Here is a 16,353-nt window from a genome sequence, read left to right on the forward strand (position 1 = left end):
AATCTTTTATGCCACATACATCTCAAAATTCATCATACGCGCCCCCCATACTCAAGCCGGATGAGTACAACCTGTTTGAAGACGCAAGTGTTGTTCATCCGCAGAAAAAAACAGCCGATGAGTCAAATGATTGGTATTACGGCACGGAGGAACTGCTAGATGCCTTGCCAAAGGCCTGGACGCGATCCATGTTGTATTTGTTGATCAGCTTTGCAGCGATCGTTTTACCTTGGATGATGTTTTCTAAAGTTGATGAAACAGGAAGCGCCAGAGGGCGTATGGAACCCAACGGAGCAACCCAAAGATTGGATAGTCCGGTTACTGGTAGTATTATTCATGTCAACGTCAAAGAAGGCACAACTGTAAAAGCTGGTCAGGTTTTACTTGAACTGGAGTCTGATGTTTTACGCACGGAACTAGAACAAGCGCAGACAAAGTTGGAAGGGTTAATTAATCGGCGATCGCAACAAGAACTCCTCAAAAATCAAATCATCTTGGCGATTAATATTCAAGAACAACAAAACCAATCTCAAGAATTGGAAAAAATCGCCCAAGTCAGTCAGGCGCAGCAAGATGTGCAAGCTAAACAGAGTGCGTATATCTTACAAAGAATGGAAAAACAGGCTCTAGTGGATCAGGCTAGGCAAAATATTCACTCTACTCAGATTTCTCAAAGGTTAGCCAATAGCCGTTTAAGCAGAGATTTCGCCGAAGTTGCCCGCTATCGCCAACTTTTGCAACAGGGTGCAATTCCGCAAACCAAAGTTGTGGAACTAGAAAAGATAGCAGAAGAAAGTCTCAGTTCTCTAGAAGAAGCCAAAGCCAATATCAAACAAGCTCAACTGCGTTTAAAAGAGCAGTTTAGCAACTATCAATCTTTGATGAGTCAAGCCCAATCAGATGTTGAGCAAGCAAAATTACGCCTGCAAGAACAGCGCAGCAGCTATCAAAGCCTAGTGCAATCGGGTAAACTGGCGATACTCAAAAATCAGGAACAGCTCAAAGATGTGCAAACACAAATTACTTCCTTACAGTCTGAAATGTCGCAAACTTTGAGCCAGATCACATCTTATAAACTTCAATTACAACAACGAGTGGTGCGATCGCCTATTGATGGCACAATTTTTGAGTTACCTATCCAAAAACCGGGATCTGTAGTGGAACCTGGACAAATGCTAGCCCAAATTGCACCTAACAATACTCCTTTGATCCTCAAAGCGCAAATGCCTAGCGAACAAAGTGGCTTCTTGAAGGTAGGAATGCTAGTTAAGGTTAAGTTCGATGCTTATCCGTTCCAAGATTATGGAGTCGTGGAAGGGCGCGTTCGCTGGATTTCGCCTAACTCCAAAATTCAGAATAATGACCAAACTAAAATAGAAACTTATGAGTTGGATATCGCTCTGGAACAGCCTTATATCCTAGCTGCTAACAAGCGTATTCTCTTAACTCCTGGTCAAACAGCAACCGCAGAGGTGATTGTCCGCCAGCGTCGAATTATTGACTTTATCTTAGATCCGTTCAAGAAGTTGCAAAAAGGTGGTCTGGATCTTTAGCCATTGCTTAGTAATTAGTTTTTTTACTAGTGGTCAGTATTAAGTAAAACTGACCACTGGTGACCAATAGTTATATTTTAAATTATAAAAAAGTATAATATTTATTTACAATAAACAGAATTAAATGAGCAAGTACGAAATTACTTGTTATTTAAAGCATACAGAGCTGTTTTTTAATAAGTAGAGTTGTACCTCTACAGTCAACCTGTACTTTATATAGCGGTTCTTAGTTAAATCAAATATAGACCTAATACCATTTCATTTTAATAATGATACAAATACGCTGGTAGGGGCATGGCATTGCCATGTCCCTATGAGAAATCTATGTGTATCAGGATTTTCGTGAATTGGTCTAATCCCCAGCCCCTTGCCTGTGAGCAGCGCGAAGTGCGGGAATGGGAGCCAATCTTCAAAGCCCCTCTCCGATGCGGAGAAGGCTTTGGGGAGAGGTCTACCGACTTGTGTGTACACGCTAGCCTTAGTAAGGAAAGGGACAGGTTTTGCGTAGCACAACCAGGGTGAGTTTATTCAATAAACCATTAATTGCGATGATAGAGACTTGTGTGTACACTCTAACCTCTTAGGAGAGACGTTTCCTCCGCTTAAAGTTTTTAAGAGATAGGTAAAAGTGTATTGCATACAATGATAAGCTCTATAAAATTGAAACCTGCTGTAAATATAATTAATATAATTAGTATCTAAAATAAAGAGTTTATTCTAGATATTATGTCTAGATTATTTGTATTTACCTCTTTAGACTAAATAGTTGTATTAGTTTTTTAAAAAGTAAATTATAAGTATAATCTTTATAAAAAAACATTTTAATACTGTTACCAAATAATTTAATTGGAGATAATATTATATAAAGACAAAAAATGCGTTTAGCATAAACGATATAGATACAATTAATTTTGTCTTAAAAATTTTGGTTGATACTTGGAGGACTTAGAGTATGACAAAAGTATTAACGGTTTCTCCTGAAGACATTCTTTACCAAATCAAACTTTCTTGCCAAATACCTATGGCGCTAGAGGCGATCGCCACTCGTAAAATTATTGCAGATGAAGCAGAAAAGGCAGGAATTAAAATTGAGACAGAAGAATTGCAACAGGCAGCAGATAGCTTGCGTTTAGTGAATAAACTTATCAAAGCAGAAGATACTTGGACATGGTTAGAAAAATATCATCTTTCTTTGGATGACTTTGAAGCGATCGCTCAGACTAATCTACTATCGGTCAAGTTAGCAAATCATTTATTTGCAGATAAAATCGAACCGTTTTTTTATGCTCACCAGCTTGATTATACAGGAGCAGTAACTTACGAAGTTGTACTAGATGACGAAGACTTAGCTCTAGAACTTTTTTATGCCCTACAAGAAGCTGAAATCAGTTTCCAAGAAATAGCTCGTCAATACATCCAAAATCCAGAAACCCGCCGTGCTGGGGGATATCAAGGAATCCGCCTTCGCAGTGATTTTAGACCAGAGATTGCAGCAGCAGTCTTTGCTGTTAGTCCTCCACAGATTCTCAAGCCAATAATTACGCCAAAGGGTGTACATATAATTGCTGTGGAAGAAATCATTAAGCCTCAATTAGATGAGCAGCGACGCCTTCAAATTATGGGAGATTTATTTTCTAATTGGTTACAGCAACAAATCACTGCTATGGAAATAGTAGTGAAACTTAATAAAGATAGTAATGCTCAATTATCTAAAGATATATTGAGTCCAGCTTGACCCTGTTAATTAAAGCATAAATAGCGATGTAGACTTAAATAACTTAAGTTTGTAGTTTGCGTTGTCTTAGAAGACAGCGCAAACTATGGGCTACAAAGTATGTCCAGTTACTTAAGCAGAAAAAATAATATTATTATAATGTGTCTAAAATTTATTTTAGACACATTATTAATTGGAAATATAGCAATCCTAAATGAGTTGTAAGAAAATTCACCCCCAACTAACACCGTCCTCCCTTAGTAAGACCAGGGGGGTTGCAACAACCTCAAATTTTCACGAATGATTTAGGACTGCTATAGTTTTTTTAGCCAGAGTCAGCAGACTTTGTTGATGTAACTAAGAATTCTATTGCTCATAACTTAAAAATACTTTTTTACAATATTTACATAATAAAACTGATAATTCCTCATTAATTAGGAATTATCAGTGCTAATTTGGTGTGTGTAAACTCAAAGACTATAGTTTTTTTGCAATAATTTAGTTTGAACCACTTTTACTATTACCTAACCGAATCCACATTGGTTCTAGTCCAAAAAGTTTTAATTTATGATGAGCATTTTGATGATAGTTTTCTTTATCAAGAAGGTAGTTGTTCTTAACCAACCTAATATAGGTGCGGTAAGGTATGTACTCTAGAGGATTATACCCAGCAAAATGGAGGATTAAAACGCAAGCCCAGGAATATTTACCAAGGAGAATAGCTTTAATTATTTGTTCTAATTCTTTATTATTGAAATTGAATGTCTTATCTAATGGTTCATTAGACTCAAAAATTTCTTCGGTCATATAATTACCTAATGAGCGAAAATCTGGGCGTGGAAATTATAACTTTAGGTAGAAGTCAGAATACAGAGAGTTAGCAGGGTTCCGTATTCTGACTTTTTCCAATAAGAATTCAGGAGTCAGTCGTCAGAATTCAATATTAATTTGAAACCAACTTGCAAATGAATAAATGGGTTGAAATCTCCCAATAAATTTTAAATTGTATGGTCTTCTCCCTTGGCGCTAGCCTCTCTCTTTGGGAGAAGGGGAGATGCTAAAGGCGAACAATTAGTTGGGTATTCTGGCTCCTGAAATTCTGGCTTCTGGATTCTCATTCAAAACTTTAAGGAAGTATAGATGTCATCAGATTTAGCATTGAGGTAAGGACGTTGCAATTCAATCTTTTGTAAGGAAAAATGTTGTAGAATCGATGCTATACGACCAGATGGTGTATCATTACCTTGCTGCCAAGCATCTAGCAGACCATTGGCAATAATTTGGCAGCGGTTTGTACCGAAACTTTCTTGGTCGCTAAATCTGCGGTCTGGTTCTTCAGCGATCGCCAACCCTGGTGCAATCAACTTAGTAAACAAAGGTACTTGCTCTTTAAAATGAGATTGGTGTTTTACATAGACCTTTTCTAATACTGAATGAACAGCTTCATAGCTATTTTTATTAAAGTAAAGTACGCCTGAATCATAACGCCCATAATCTGAAGGGTTATATAGTACTTTAAATGAGAAAGAAATCCCCAAAGTATTGAGTTGGCTTGTCAAACTATCCATGACTGCAACTGCACCATCTGGTGTTAAGTTGAAGTAGACGCGCGTGATCGCCTCATGATGTTGAGGAGAAGCTGCATTTCCAACTGCCATATAAAATCCATTTTGAACTAGATTTTTGGGCATTTTGAGCGCCACCGATTTACCGACAGTTGCAGACCTGTCTTCTGGTTGCAGATGGAAATTACGCTGAATGTGCAGTGTTAAACCATTTTTTTGTATCAACAAAGTCTCATCTGTTTCTTCTTTCACTACTACCCAATCATGGGTAAAGTAGCCTTCACTTTTATTACTTTCATGGAGGCGATCGTAAAACGCTAAATCTACACCCATTAAGGTGTTATTTTCCAGATTTTGGTTCAGTGCTAAATTTATTCCCTCTGCATCCGATGCGAGGTCACTTTTCAAAGAGCCGTTGTAATAGATGCCGTAGAGAAAATTACGTAATTGCAGACCCAAATACTTGTTTTGAAGTTCCAAAGGCAATTTCTGAAAGCGAGAGACTGATGACTCAGCCAATTTCAAGGGTTTATAGTCTGGGTGTCTAATACAATAGTGAGACTCAATCTGAATCTGATGAACCATATCTTGAAGCGATGTCTGCAATGATACTGGAACATCTGGTAGTTGGCTTTCCAGGGAATCTAATAGTTGCATATGTACTTCTTAGTGGGGGATGGAGGGTGGGGAGTAAGGAGTAGGAAATAGGGAGCAGAGAATAGGGAGAGAAATAACTTACTCTTGACTCAGCACGCTGCTCAACGCCCTGGTACCGCTAATAGCTAATAGCACTCAGTACTCTTAATACCCTATTCCCTTCGTCGTCTTTGAACGCAATTCGGTATTATCTGTTTGTAAGCAAAGATAAGTTTGTAGGAACGAGGTGCGATGCTTCCATACCAAAAATTGTGGAAATTGATGCTTCTGGACGACACAGCAAACTCTTGGCAACTTGGAGCATACATATACCCGCATTACCAAAGGTTTTTTGGTGCTGGAGTTGTGCCTGAATGGCTCTAATTAAAGCTAGACCACAAAACTGCATGACTCGCTGCAAGAAATCAGGACGGCGCTCTAAAATTTCGGGGAAGTGAGCTAAATAAGCAGTAACCAGTGCCGTAATTGAAGGCTGAAGCAAGTGTAACGGCGTTGTAGCTAGCCGTAAAGACTCTTCAATCTCGATCGTATTACTAGTAACTAAGCTGTACAACCAGATTTGCAGGTAGCTGGCAACTAGTGTCCCTAAATCATTAGCTGGATCTCCCCAAGCAGCCCGTTCCCAGTCAATCAATCGAATGATACTGTCAGTTGGGAGGGATGCTTCGTAAAGTGCTTCTTTCCAATTTAAGGATAAAAGAATATTGTTCAGCTTCAGGTCATTATGGGTCAGACAACAAGCAGTGAAAGCACTGCTTAAATCTGCGATCGCTTTTCCTAAACTGTCATAACGTTGATAGAGAGCAAAGAATTTCAGCCCTTGGCTAGGAACCATACCAAAGACTGCCGGAGTGATTCTATCTAAACCTTGAGTTAAGTTAGGAGTTTGTGGATTTAATATATCCTTGGACTCGGCATTTTGGAAGAACTCCTGATAATCTTGGTGGTCAATAGTTAACCGATGAATTAATGCTAGAGTTGTTCCGACTTCCATTGCGATCGCACTGGGAAAGTCATCCTCTTTCATGTAAAAATCTGCGAGATCGCGATAGGCGCTTAAATAATTGAAAACAATGATTGAATCTTCTGGATCAAAATGCAGTGCCTCTGAAATATAAGGGCGAATTTGCCCCAATTCTGGAAATTCTTGTAAAAACTTGTGAACTCGCCATTCTTGCACAAATTCACCAACAGTTTTTCCTTCTCTGTTATAAGGCTCCTGCTTAATTAGAAGCTTCCGCTCTTCTGGTAAACTGAGTAACAAGTTAAAGTTTTTGGCAGGTTTTAAGTCTACCTGGCTTAATAGCTGTTCTTCTTGAGTACACAGATTTAGGGAAATCAGGTAATCAAAAACATTTTGAGAACTTAATACAAATGGTGGCATATTTCTAGATATTTATCAATATTTATGGCTAAAGCGTCTCGGTTATTTAAAAGTTTATCGTGGTAGATCCAAAAACTGTATATCCACCATAATAATATCCAATAAATCATACGTAACCTCTTATCACTATCATGTCAGGTTGGATAAATTAAGCTGCTACACAGCAATAGGTTGCCTCTTTATTACATACATTATTCAACATCGAATGATATTACAATCTGCGTAATAGTGTAGATAGCAAATGCCGATATTGCAGTTTCAAAAAGCTTGACGAAAAAGTCAATGCTTTTATCAAAAACATAGCCTTCACCACCATATATAGACATAGTATCCACCTCATTTAGGTCGGACATAAATGCTGTTGAATCAGCAGAATACAATTCAGCAATTTTAATTTCTGTCATTGATTTTGTTTTTATATAGAAATGATTAATTAATGTATTTTGTGTAATGTAAATTCAGTTTACATTAGCTAAAGATACATAAATTATTGATCATTTCCTCAGATTAAAGCAATTTTAAGCTTGCCTAAAGCTTGGTTAATTAGGTTATTTCTCCTGGGTGACTGATAGTAAAAAACTCTCATATTTATCAAAGAGATTAATTTTTGTCTTTCTTTTCAAGAGAGGTATTGAGCTCAGTAATTAACTACTAAGCTATTAGTAACCGTAATAACTGTTGCTGAATGAGCTAACAATATAAGCAATTTGTTCAATACCATATGTATAAACCCAAGCTTCAGCTAACTTTGTCAGTCCTGACAAGTCACTAACATCATTGCCGCCACCAGAAATAGAATCTACATCGCTGAGTTCATTCAGAAAACTTTCGGAATCTTGGAATAATTCAGAGCCAGTAACGTGTAGTTCAGAAAGAGTGATTGTTGCCATAATTTACTCCTAAAAGATTTATTGCAAGGAAGTTGTAAATTGGTTAATTTAACTCTCAGGAATTCTTAATCATCAAAGAGATTTCTGCTGATATTGAATTCCTGAAGAGCCATCTAGCTTAGTAGTTAGCTACTAAGCTATTAATAACCGTAGTCGCCATGACTGCTGAATGACTTAGCGATATAAGCAATGTGTTCAATACCGTATGTATAAACCCAAGCTTCAGCTAGCTTTGTCAGTCCTGATAAGTCGCTGACGCTGCTAGAACCACCACCAGAGATAAAATCTACATCGCTGAGTTCATTCAGAAAACTTTCAGAATCTTGAAATAATTCAGAACCAGCAGCGTGTAGTTCAGAAAGAGTGATTGTTGCCATGATTTACTCCTAAAAGATTTATTGCAAGGAAGTTGTAAATTGGTTAATTTAACTCTCAGGAATTCTTAATCATCAAAGAGATTTCTGCTGATATTGAATTCCTGACAGCCATCTAGCTTAGTAGTTAGCTACTAAGCTATTAATAACCGTAGTCGCCATGACTGCTGAATGACTTAGCGATAAAAGCAATGTTTGCAATACCGTATGTATAAACCCAAGCTTCAGCTAGCTTTGTCAGTCCTGATAAGTCGCTGACGCTGCTAGAACCACCACCAGAGATAAAATCTACATCACTGAGTTCATTCAGAAAACTTTCAGAATCTTGAAATAATTCAGAACCAGCAGCGTGTAGTTCAGAAAGAGTGATTGTTGCCATGATTTACTCCTAAAAGATTTATTGCAAGGAAGTTGTAAATTGGTTAATTTAACTCTCAGGAATTCTTAATCATCAAAGAGATTTCTGCTAATATTGAATTCCTGAAGAGCCATCTAGCTTAGTAGTTAACTATTAAGCTATTAGTAAGCGTAGCCACCATGACTGCTGAATGACTTAGCGATATAAGCAATGTGTTCAATACCGTATGTATAAACCCAAGCTTCAGCTAGCTTTGTCAGTCCTGATAAGTCGCTGACGCTGCTAGAACCACCACCAGAGATAAAATCTACATCGCTGAGTTCATTCAGAAAACTTTCAGAATCTTGAAATAATTCAGAACCAGTAACGTGTAGTTCAGAAAGAGTGATTGTTGCCATGATTTACTCCTAAAAGATTTATTGCAAGGAAGTTGTAAATTGGTTAATTTAACTCTCAGGAATTCTTAATCATCAAAGAGATTTCTGCTAATATTGAATTCCTGAAGAGCCATCTAGCTTAGTAGTTAGCTACTAAGCTATTAATAACCGTAGTCGCCATGACTGCTGAATGACTTAGCGATATAAGCAATGTGTTCAATACCATATGTATAAACCCAAGCTTCAGCTAGCTTTGTCAGTCCTGATAAGTCGCTGACGCTGCTAGAACCACCACCAGAGATAAAATCTACATCGCTGAGTTCATTCAGAAAACTTTCAGAATCTTGAAATAATTCAGAACCAGCAGCGTGTAGTTCAGAAAGAGTGATTGTTGCCATGATTTACTCCTAAAAGATTTATTGCAAGGAAGTTGTAAATTGGTTAATTTAACTCTCAGGAATTCTTAATCATCAAAGAGATTTCTGCTAATATTGAATTCCTGAAGAGCTATCGAGCTTAGTAGTTAACTACTAAGCTCTTAGTAACCGTAGTTGCCATGGCTGCTGAATGACTTAGCTATATAGCCAATGTGATCAATACCATATGTATAAACCCAAGCTTCAGCTAGCTTTGTCAGTCCTGATAAGTCGCTGACGCTGCTACCGCCACCAGAGATAACAAAATCTACATCGCTGAGTTCATTCAGAAAACTTTCAGAATCTTGGAATAATTCAGAACCAGCAGCGTGTAGTTCAGAAAGAGTGATTGTTGCCATGATTTACTCCTAAAAGATTTGTTTCAAGTAAGCTGGAAATTAGTTAATCTAGCTTTCAAAGATTAACAATCAAGAAATCTAATGTTGAACAAAGAGATTTCTTTCGATGTTGAATTTCTGAAAGGCTATCTAGCTTAATAGTGAACTACTAAGCTATTAGTAACCGTAACCGTAACCGTAGTTGCCATGGCTGCTGAATGACTTAGCAATATAGCCAATATGATCAATCCCATATGTATAAACCCAAGCTTCAGCTAGCTTTGTCAATCCTGACAAGTTGCTAACGTAGTCACCTTGTCCGGAGATAGAATCTACATCGCTGAGTTCATTCAGAAAACTTTCGGAATCTTGGAACAGTTCAGAGCCAGCAGCACGCAGTTCAGAAAGAGTGATTGTTGCCATGATTTACTCCTAAAAAATTTGCGAGCAATTAAGCTGAGTTCGCTCAACTGCTAATGCAATTTTTATTCATACAAAGTGAAGAAGTCAAGGTTTTTTACTTGCCTAAAAAGACAAAAACTAATGACTTCTGTCTTTATAAAATCAAGATAGAATTTAAATTTAATAGTTTATAACTGGACAGAAATCTTTACTTGCGTAACTGCAATCTATAAACCAGTATTTAAGTTTTTATTGCCTGAAATACTTACGAATTATATGAATATAAATTATTTGTGAATAGCGATCGCCCCAGTTTATTTAATAGTCAGGGTTTTATTTACCTCTATTTTAATAAGTAAAATATTATTTCTATAACTGTTTTATACTTGCCAAGTACCAGTTATACCAATTTACTAAAATCCTGATACATATAGATTTCTCGTAGGAACATAGCATTGCCTATACGTGTCAACTTAAGCCCTGGCGAATGGAATTCGCGGCTATACAAACCAAGTCCCTTCGGGTTCAATACGGTTCGGATAAGCTGGCGTTGCAGGGGAGGCAGGGGGAGAATTGGAGGAAATATTGCCACCATTTTTTAATTCTGCTTCCATTTCCTCAAGAGCTTCCAATTCTTCCCTTTCTCCCCCTGCTTCTCTTCTCCCCCTGCTCCCCTTGCCTACCTCAAGAGTCCCTCTGCAATCCATACACTGCCTACTTTTAGGCTTAACAAGCGTGCCATTCGGTTTAAAACCCACGGAGGTGGGTTTTGTATTTCGACTCCGCTCAACACAAGTTTGTGTAGACGCGGTTTATAACCGCCCATTTCGCGTTAAGTTGACACCAATGAGCATTGCCATGCCCCTACCAGTGTATTTTTATCATTATTAAAATTGAATACTATTACTATTTACTAATTTTGTGCTTTTTTACTTTTCGTATACTATAAATAGTTATACTATTTCCAAAAATCTTTGAAATATATGAATTTGCTATAGGGGCGTACAGTTAGCTGTACGCCTTTAGCTATATGTATTAGATAATTTGTGAAAGTGAAAGTGTATTAGTAAAAAAGTAGTAGTGCTATCTCTCTACAAAATTTATATATTTATCGTATAGCTTGTATAAATATTATTTAATTGCCTATGTTTATAAAAAAATCGTGTACTCTCAAGTCAATTAGACTAAGAATACACGATAATAAATACAAAATTAATTACTCTTAACTCGTTGTTTGTTGAGCTACTTGATTTTGCAAGTTAGACATTGCTTGATCTATCTGTATCCTTAAGTCACCTAAAAGGCTATCTACTTGGTCTAGGGTACTTGATACAGTATCTCTGATGGTACTTGTGTTAACAGCTGTATTTGATGAATTTGGTGTTGTTGTTCTTATTCTGTAACCACCTTCCACAGACTTCAGCTCCCAAGATTCTAGGTCGGTGAGCAGATTTTCCTCACTACTAGTATATAAATTAGAGATTATTATTTTTGCCATTTTTAACTCCTGAAATACGGTGATATAAAGTAAAGTGCTCTTGGATTAGATTGAACTTTCCATCCAAAATCTCTATCTACTATTGTGTGATTTAATTTCAGAAATTCAATATTTGTCGGCTAATTTAAAAGACATAATGAGGGTAATTTAGTCTTTTAAAAGAAGATTTCATTGTATTGGCAGTTTTATTGTCTTGCTTGTCATTCATATGAATAAAGACGCGATTAATCGCGTCTCTACTTATTGTTTGACTGCTGTTTGTTATGAACAAGCCACTTTGATTAATTCTTCGCTTGTGGCTGTGAAGCAGGAATTGTCACATCTATCGGCGTCACCTGTGCTGCTAGCTGTGTCAAGGGTGGCTGAATGGCCGTTTGATTCCCTACCACTAGAGTTACAATATTTTCTGGCTTCAGGTATTGCTTTGCTACCCGCTGTACATCGGCTGCGGTGGTTGCTGCTACAGCTTTTTGATAACGGAATAGAAAATCAGCTGGATAGCCGTAATATTCGTATCGCATTAACCTAGATAAAGTTTGGCTAGGGTCTTGAAAGTTGAACACAAAAGAGTTGAGTGTAGAATCTTTAGCAAAAGCTAATTCTGGTGCTGTAACTTTTTGAGCTTGAAGGCGCTTGATTTCAACCTGCAAAGCTTTGACAAACTGTACTGTAGCATCCGATCGCGTTTGTCCCCCAGCAATGAACATTCCAGGGTAGTCGAAGCGGGGACTCCACGAGCCGTATACTGAGTAAGCTATACCTTGACGCGATCGCACTTCATTAAATAAGCGTCCGCCAAAGCCATTTAACACCCCATTCAATACATCCAACGCTGGATAGTCAGGATTGTTGAACTGTCCGCCTAAATGCCCGATGAGAATATTACTCTGAGTTAGCTGCGGTTGATTTACAAAAAAGACTCCGCCTGTGTTCGCTGGCGACACATCAGACAACTTGGGTTTAGTGATTGTAGGATTGCGCTTCCACTCGCCAAAATTGGCTTGAATAAGCGATCGCATTTTCTTACTATCAAAATCTCCCACAATCCCCAAAATCATATTATTCGGGTGGAAATACTGCTGATAGAACTGCACTAAATCTTCGCGAGAAATGCGATCGACTGTTGCATACTCTATCGTGCGGGCATAAGGACTATCTTTGCCATAAATCAATTTGCGAAATTCCCGACTAGCAATTTCATCAGGATCGTCATTGCGACGAGCAATACCACCTCGGGCTTGTGTCTTGGCCAAATCTAACTTTTCTTGAGCAAACACTGGCTCTTGTATCACCTCAGCAAACAGCCCAAACACAGTTTCTAAATCTTCGCTGAGTGCCTGAAAGCTAGCATTACCAGCAGCTTCACTAATGCTGGTTTCCACAGCAGCCGCTCGTTGTTCCAATAAATCATTTAGCTCATCAGGCGAATGCTTCTTAGTTCCACCAGTCCGCATCACCGCACCAGTAAAACCAGCCAATCCGACTTTTTCTGATGGTTCAAAACGACTTCCTGTGCGAACCAACGCCAAACCATTCACCAAAGGTAGCTCGTGATTCTCCATTAAATAGACTACCAAGCCATTTTGGAGAACAAACCGCTCATACTTGGGTAACTTAATTTCAGGTAGCGGTGCAAACTGTAACTCTGTGTAATTCTTTGCCTCCGCCGTCGCCGCCAGAGAAAAGTTAAAAGTCACGAGTAAAAAAGCAAAAGCAACAACTAACGCATACAAAAACCTTTTACTATTTTGAATTTTCCACACCATCCGCCTTTTACCCTTCACCTTGTACCTCTGCATACTCTCTTCCTTAGCGCTCTTTGCGCCCTTTGCGGTTTGTTTCTCTTACGCTTTTTTCGACAACAGCTTGCCAATCGTGCGATTCTCCGGCGTAAACGTCGCCTTTGCCACGCGTTGAATATCAGCAGGAGTCACCGCAATAATTTCATCCAACTGCTTAAACAAATTCTTCCAAGAGCCTGTTTTCACTTCATATTCCAATAACTGCTGCGCCATCCCCATATTGGAATTGAGCGTTCGTAACAAATCCGCCCTTGCTTGGGTTTTCACACGTTGCAACTCAATCTCCGAAACAGGCTGAGTTTTCAAAGATTCTACTTCCTTGCGTAAAGCCACTGCCACCTCATCAACTGTGTGACCAGGAGCTGTCAGAGCATAGAACAGCATCAGATTAGGATACTTATCACCCGGAAATCCGCTGATCCCCTGTGCATTTAACGCCAAGCGTTGCTGTTCTATTAAAGACTTATACAGCCGTGATGTACGTCCATCACTTAATAAACTGGCGATAATTTCATAAACTGCATTATCTGGATGGGTAACTGCCGGACGGTGATAGCCTTCTAAATACCAAGGCTGAGAAGGTAACTCTAAAGAAACTTCCTGCGTCTGTTTCTGTGGCGGTTCCACCGGAATTTGCTCAACTGCTTTGGGTTTTGCCTGATAACGTCCAAAGTAAACTTGCGCCAGTTTTTTCACTTCGGCTGGATTAACATCTCCAACAATGGCGATAGTTAAATTGCTTGGCACATAGTGCGTGTTAAAAAACTTCTGTACATCTTCTATTGTGAGGTTACGGATATCTTCGTCATAACCGATAACTGGACGTCTGTAAGGATGAACTTTGTAAGCAGCATCGATAAATTTCTCTATCATCAGTCCAATGGGTGAATTTTCCACCCGCAAGCGTCGTTCCTCCAAAATCACATCTTTTTCTTTATAAAATTCGCGAAACACCGGATTGAGAAATCGGTCTGATTCCAGCGACATCCATAGTTCCAACTTATTAGCAGGAAAGCTATAAAAATAGCGAGTGGCTTCAGTAGAAGTATTGGCATTTAAACCCACGCCTCCTGCTTGTTCTACTATTTGCCCCATCTCATTTTGCTTGACTAGCTTGGCTGCTTGTAATTCAACTTGCTTAAATTCAGCTTGCAACCTAGCAACTTCATCTTTTTTGCCATCAGCTTTCGCTGTTTTAATTTGGCTGTCCAATTGCTCTAAGCGCTCTAATAGCGGTTTCTCTGCTTGGTAATCTTTTGTACCAATGCGTGTTGTACCTTTAAACGCCAAATGCTCTAAAAAGTGAGCTACACCAGTTTTCCTATCTGGCTCATCTACACCACCGACGTCGGCGTAGGTAAGAAAAGAAACTACTGGCGCTTGATGTCGTTCCAAGACAATGAATTTTAGTCCATTATCAAGACGGAATTCTGTCAATTGCTTAGTTACTCGATCCAGGTAAGGCTGGATCGAACTTTCAACTGGTGGGGTTTGAGTTGTAACTCTTTGCAGTGGTTTTTGGGGAGGAGGCGCTGTCTGAGTTTGAGCCAGAGCCACTTCTGGCAGTAATCCGCACCAGAACATTGTCAAGGCTAACAAGGTGACAATTAGCCGACGCAATGAGACAGATACTTTCTTCAACCAATCCAAAATCCAAATTGCGCTTCCAGCGCACCTTTGGTGCAACCTAAAATCCAAAATTGAAATGGGCTGGTTCATAAGCAAAAATTAAAGTAAAGTTACACTACCTAAAAAACAGGATACTTACCAAACAAGGCGTTAATCTTGTATTAAGCTTTCTGGAATTTTTGTACCTGACGTTAGACAATAATGCTACAAGTCGTGTTCCGGAGATTTCACCATAACTGTTATGCGAGTTTTTAATTCTTCCCCGCCCTCAGAGGCACAGACGCGCACTAAGATTTTACAGGCAGCACAACGATTGTTTGCCTCCCAGGGGTTTGATGGCACTACTACCCGTGACTTAGCACAAGCCGCTGGTGTAGCGGAAGGAACCCTATTTCGTCATTTTCCCAATAAAAAGGCGATTTTGGTGGAAGTAGCCACAAGTGGCTGGGTGGAGATTTTAACAGATTTGCTCACAGAATTGAGTGAAATGGGCAGCTATAAAGCTGTAGCTCAGGTAATGCGCCGCCGGATGTGGAATTTTAAAAAAAATGCCGACCTGATGCGGGTTTGCTTCATGGAGGTGCAGTTTCACCCCGATTTGCGCGATCGCATTCAATTAGAAGTCATTACCAAAATGACTGATGTCGCCGAAGCATTCTTTCAAACTGCGATGGATAGAGGCATTTATCGGCAAATGAATGCCAACCTAGTCGCCAAAGTTTTCTTAGGAATGTTTGCGATCGCAGGTTTTTCTAACAATACTCTCATGGAACCTGATGCTTCTCCCGAACAAATGCAGCAAATGGCTGAAGGATTAGCTGATATTTTCCTCAATGGTGTATTGGCTAAGGAGTAAGGGAGTGGGGGAGTAGGGGAGTAGGAAGAGAAAACTACTGACTTTTGCCCAATGCCCATTCACTTAATAGCTTGTGCTTGTTGACTCCACTGTTGTACTAGCTCAATTGCTGGACACAAATCTCGCCGTTGCATTGTTGCTACCTGTAAGCGCAAAATTTGTTTGTGCAATCTGTGAGTAGGAGTTTGAGCCAACTGGGCTACAGAACCAATCCCCGCGTGTAGCAATAAACCACAATATTGGGTTCCGACGCTAGGAATACGCGCTAAATCAGCTAAAGCTAGCCACTTATTTACATATTGAAGATGAATCTGTAATTTATTCGCTAATGCTACCCTTGCCTCTAGAGTTTTCCCTTGCTTGACTAGCGCTGCTGTAGTGTTAATTCCACAATTTTGTAATTGTGATTGTTCTTCCTGGCTTAACCCAGGTAATTGCTCAATCGGCCAATCACTAGATGGCATAAGACTTTTAGTATTTGTGTGTTTAGTAGGCATTTGTAAAACTAAAATTATAGACTCCTTTAAATATTGTGACTTA

The 16,353-nt window shown here is 39.0% G+C and carries 19 protein-coding genes; 3 read left to right on the top strand and 16 right to left on the bottom strand.

The window, feature by feature from the left end; translation table 11 throughout:
• Positions 1-8 precede the first annotated feature (8 nt).
• On the top strand, positions 9-1,553 hold the full coding sequence (locus WKK05_RS29550) for an HlyD family efflux transporter periplasmic adaptor subunit (RefSeq protein ID WP_341526575.1): 1,545 nt from the start codon (positions 9-11) through the stop codon (positions 1,551-1,553).
• A 952-nt stretch (positions 1,554-2,505) separates the two neighbouring features.
• Positions 2,506-3,288 carry a peptidylprolyl isomerase gene (locus WKK05_RS29555; protein WP_341526576.1) on the top strand — a complete coding sequence of 261 codons (783 nt, stop codon included), beginning with the start codon at positions 2,506-2,508 and terminating at the stop codon, positions 3,286-3,288.
• A 477-nt stretch (positions 3,289-3,765) separates the two neighbouring features.
• Here WKK05_RS29555 and WKK05_RS29560 read toward each other — a convergent pair whose 3' ends face one another.
• The 15 genes from WKK05_RS29560 to WKK05_RS29630 all read right to left on the bottom strand — a co-directional run bounded on the left by WKK05_RS29560 (position 3,766) and on the right by WKK05_RS29630 (position 14,912).
• Complete coding sequence (locus tag WKK05_RS29560; RefSeq protein ID WP_341526577.1) at positions 3,766-4,074, bottom strand: HetP family heterocyst commitment protein; 309 nt, start codon at positions 4,072-4,074, stop codon at positions 3,766-3,768.
• Between the two features lie 311 nt (positions 4,075-4,385).
• Complete coding sequence (locus tag WKK05_RS29565) at positions 4,386-5,489, bottom strand: T3SS effector HopA1 family protein (protein ID WP_341526578.1); 1,104 nt, start codon at positions 5,487-5,489, stop codon at positions 4,386-4,388.
• Positions 5,490-5,676: 187 nt separating this feature from the next.
• Positions 5,677-6,873, bottom strand: a complete 1,197-nt coding sequence (locus WKK05_RS29570; RefSeq protein WP_341526579.1) for a phosphotransferase — start codon at positions 6,871-6,873, stop codon at positions 5,677-5,679.
• 191 nt (positions 6,874-7,064) lie between these two features.
• The gene (locus tag WKK05_RS29575; RefSeq protein WP_341526580.1) at positions 7,065-7,277 is read right to left on the bottom strand and encodes a hypothetical protein; all 213 of its coding nucleotides are present in this window, start codon (positions 7,275-7,277) and stop codon (positions 7,065-7,067) included.
• Positions 7,278-7,532: 255 nt separating this feature from the next.
• On the bottom strand, positions 7,533-7,763 hold the full coding sequence (locus WKK05_RS29580) for a hypothetical protein (RefSeq protein ID WP_341526581.1): 231 nt from the start codon (positions 7,761-7,763) through the stop codon (positions 7,533-7,535).
• A gap of 140 nt (positions 7,764-7,903) precedes the next feature.
• Positions 7,904-8,140 (bottom strand): hypothetical protein, encoded by a 237-nt coding sequence (locus WKK05_RS29585; RefSeq protein WP_341526582.1) that lies wholly within the window; start codon positions 8,138-8,140, stop codon positions 7,904-7,906.
• A gap of 139 nt (positions 8,141-8,279) precedes the next feature.
• On the bottom strand, positions 8,280-8,516 hold the full coding sequence (locus tag WKK05_RS29590; RefSeq protein WP_341526583.1) for a hypothetical protein: 237 nt from the start codon (positions 8,514-8,516) through the stop codon (positions 8,280-8,282).
• A gap of 140 nt (positions 8,517-8,656) precedes the next feature.
• Positions 8,657-8,893 (bottom strand): hypothetical protein, encoded by a 237-nt coding sequence (locus tag WKK05_RS29595; protein ID WP_341526584.1) that lies wholly within the window; start codon positions 8,891-8,893, stop codon positions 8,657-8,659.
• A gap of 140 nt (positions 8,894-9,033) precedes the next feature.
• Entirely contained in the window at positions 9,034-9,270 is a 237-nt protein-coding gene (locus tag WKK05_RS29600) for a hypothetical protein (protein WP_341526582.1), read from the bottom strand.
• A gap of 140 nt (positions 9,271-9,410) precedes the next feature.
• Complete coding sequence (locus tag WKK05_RS29605) at positions 9,411-9,647, bottom strand: hypothetical protein (protein ID WP_341526585.1); 237 nt, start codon at positions 9,645-9,647, stop codon at positions 9,411-9,413.
• 156 nt (positions 9,648-9,803) lie between these two features.
• A complete protein-coding gene (locus WKK05_RS29610; RefSeq protein ID WP_341526586.1) occupies positions 9,804-10,049 on the bottom strand; it encodes a hypothetical protein in 246 nt (81 codons plus the stop codon).
• A 479-nt stretch (positions 10,050-10,528) separates the two neighbouring features.
• On the bottom strand, positions 10,529-10,735 hold the full coding sequence (locus WKK05_RS29615) for a hypothetical protein (RefSeq protein ID WP_341526587.1): 207 nt from the start codon (positions 10,733-10,735) through the stop codon (positions 10,529-10,531).
• 515 nt (positions 10,736-11,250) lie between these two features.
• Positions 11,251-11,526, bottom strand: coding sequence for a hypothetical protein (locus WKK05_RS29620; RefSeq protein WP_341526588.1), 276 nt, complete (start codon positions 11,524-11,526; stop codon positions 11,251-11,253).
• 281 nt (positions 11,527-11,807) lie between these two features.
• Positions 11,808-13,325, bottom strand: coding sequence for a pitrilysin family protein (locus tag WKK05_RS29625; RefSeq protein WP_341526589.1), 1,518 nt, complete (start codon positions 13,323-13,325; stop codon positions 11,808-11,810).
• A 45-nt stretch (positions 13,326-13,370) separates the two neighbouring features.
• The gene (locus WKK05_RS29630; protein ID WP_341531225.1) at positions 13,371-14,912 is read right to left on the bottom strand and encodes a pitrilysin family protein; all 1,542 of its coding nucleotides are present in this window, start codon (positions 14,910-14,912) and stop codon (positions 13,371-13,373) included.
• Positions 14,913-15,198: 286 nt separating this feature from the next.
• Here WKK05_RS29630 and WKK05_RS29635 point away from each other — a divergent pair, with 286 nt between their 5' ends.
• Positions 15,199-15,813, top strand: coding sequence for a TetR/AcrR family transcriptional regulator (locus WKK05_RS29635; RefSeq protein ID WP_341526590.1), 615 nt, complete (start codon positions 15,199-15,201; stop codon positions 15,811-15,813).
• Between the two features lie 59 nt (positions 15,814-15,872).
• Here the strand turns inward: WKK05_RS29635 and WKK05_RS29640 are convergent, their stop codons facing one another.
• A complete protein-coding gene (locus tag WKK05_RS29640; RefSeq protein WP_341526591.1) occupies positions 15,873-16,310 on the bottom strand; it encodes a DUF4332 domain-containing protein in 438 nt (145 codons plus the stop codon).
• Positions 16,311-16,353: the final 43 nt, after the last annotated feature.

It is taken from the genome of Nostoc sp. UHCC 0302 (assembly GCF_038096175.1).
In the GTDB taxonomy this organism is placed as follows: domain Bacteria; phylum Cyanobacteriota; class Cyanobacteriia; order Cyanobacteriales; family Nostocaceae; genus UHCC-0302.